Annotated in this window: 1 protein-coding gene; it reads right to left on the bottom strand. The window is 64.6% G+C overall.

Annotated elements, in window-relative coordinates:
* A partial coding sequence (locus KQX66_RS37005) for a magnesium transporter MgtE N-terminal domain-containing protein (RefSeq protein ID WP_216798463.1) occupies positions 1-303 on the bottom strand: 303 nt, incomplete at its 3' end.
* Between the last annotated feature and the right edge of the window lie 16 nt (positions 304-319).

Below are 319 nucleotides of genomic sequence, written 5' to 3'. Positions count from 1 at the left end.
GCGCACGGCTTCGGCCAGCACCTCGGCGGGAAGCTGCTCGATCACCTCCTCCCGGATCGACTCGTCGATCTCGGTGAGGATTTCGCCGTCCATCTCGGCGCCGTAGAGCTTGAGCAGGTCGCGCCGCTCGTTCGAGCCCACCTGTTCGAGAAGGTCGGCGATATCGGCGGGGTGAAGCGGTTCGAGAAGCGCCGTCAGCTCCGCGGCATTCTGCGCCTCGGTCGCGGCAAGCACCTGCTCGACCAGATCGCCCGAAAGCGCGTAATCCTCTTCGAAATCGTCTTCGACCCGCTCTTCCGTCATTCCGCCCCCGTTGTTT

It is taken from the genome of Paenibacillus oleatilyticus (assembly GCF_018998565.1).
Lineage (GTDB): Bacteria > Bacillota > Bacilli > Paenibacillales > NBRC-103111 > Paenibacillus_G > Paenibacillus_G oleatilyticus.
This window is presented reverse-complemented; position numbering and strand designations above follow the sequence as displayed.